Here is a 1670-nt window from a genome sequence, read left to right on the forward strand (position 1 = left end):
ATGATGACAAGGGCGCGTAGCGCCCGCAGGCTTCATCAAGGCGGTCATGAACGCCCAGCAGGGCTCTAAAGTGAGGTTGTCGAGACGACACTTTGGAGGCTGACCGATCATGACCAAACTCTCTTCTACACCCGCCGGCGCCGTACTGGTAGCAATCGATATGGCCAAGAATCGGCAAGAGGTGCTCATCGAGCGCCCCGAGGGCGGACGACGCAGGCGCATGACGGTGCTCGCGACCAAGACGGACTATGATGCTCTGGCAGACCAACTCGCCGCCATCGGAAGGCCCATCGTGGTCGGCTTCGAAGCGACAGGCAACTACCATCGGACCCTTGCGCATCGGCTGCTCACTGCAGGGTTCGAGCTACGGCTCATCTCGTCGGTGGCTTTGGCGCGGACGCGGGAGGCGTTGCATAATAGCTGGGACAAGAACGACCCTAAGGACGCGCAGGTCATCCTGCACATGCTGCGGATCGGCGCCACCCAGCGCTATGTCGACCCGCTCGCTGTCGGAATCAACGATCTGCAGGAGTTATCCAAGACGCACGAGGTCGTCTCCAAGATGAAGACGCAAACCTGGCATCGCATATTGACCCACTACCTCCCGCTCTATTTTCCCGAGATCGCCCACTTTGCGGGCAATAGCAGGTCGGATTGGTTCTTGGCGCTCCTCGAGCGATTTCCGACCCCAGCCATTATAACCTCGCTTGATCGTGAAGCCTTCTCTACCGAGGTATGGCCACTGATCGGGCGCAAGGTCTCCAAAGCGCGGCTGATCAACGATATTTATGAGACTGCGCGCGCTTCGGCAGCGTTGCCGGTGCCAGAGGACTCCGCGGCGATCACCATGTTCCGTATGGTCATTGCGCAGGGACGAAGTCTCATCCAGCAGCGCGACGAGATTGAGCGGCTTGCCCATCTCAGGCTCGCCGATCACGTTGACTACCAGTTGCTGCGCAAAATTCCCGGCATTGGTCCGATCAATGCACTGACGATCCTGGCAGAGGCAGGCGATCTACGTCGCTTCAGCCATCACCGCCAATTCCTGAAATTTTGCGGTCTGGATCTCGCGACCTGCCAATCAGGCACTTTTCGCGGCCGCACCAAGCTATCCAAGTACGGCAACGCACGATTGCGCCGGACCTTCTGGATGGCTGCCCAAATTGCCGCGCGGCAGCGCGACAACAGCTTCCGCGACAAGCTCGGACGATATACCGCCGGGCACGCGGACGATGCCGATCGCCGCCGCAAGGCGATGACGGCGCTCACCGCCAAGATGGCGCGCGTGGCTCACGCGGTCGTCAAGACGGGGACAGAGTACCGGCCGTTCGTCGAACGGTCGGATGCCAGGTGGAAGGACCCCCCTCTGTAAGGGCCATGAGGGCGCGAAAGCGACCCTGTAGATAATGTTCGGGCCTTCCACCTGGGTGCGTATCTCGTTCTAAGGACGGTGAGGACCACGGCCGCCTCGGCGCCGCTGGATCCTGTGTTTGCTATGGCAGGGAGCGATCCCGTTGACGGTGGAAGCCATCTGGCTCAGAATGCACGCCGCGCCGATCATTGTCGACGCGAAGAGACCTGCTGGCCAAATCGCGCCATTGCTTCGCGACCCAGGACGTTGTCACTGACAATGCAAGCCGGCTTCCCGTGCAGGCGAACCAGCGCATCCA

1 pseudogene is annotated in these 1670 nt (G+C 60.8%); it reads left to right on the plus strand.

From position 1 onward, the window contains the following. The first annotated feature begins 109 nt into the window (after positions 1-109). Positions 110-1403 (plus strand): annotated as a pseudogene (locus L284_RS25755) (IS110 family RNA-guided transposase). The last annotated feature ends 267 nt before the right edge of the window (positions 1404-1670 follow it).

Origin of the sequence: Novosphingobium lindaniclasticum LE124 (assembly GCF_000445125.1) — a bacterium.
GTDB classification, from domain to species: domain Bacteria; phylum Pseudomonadota; class Alphaproteobacteria; order Sphingomonadales; family Sphingomonadaceae; genus Novosphingobium; species Novosphingobium lindaniclasticum.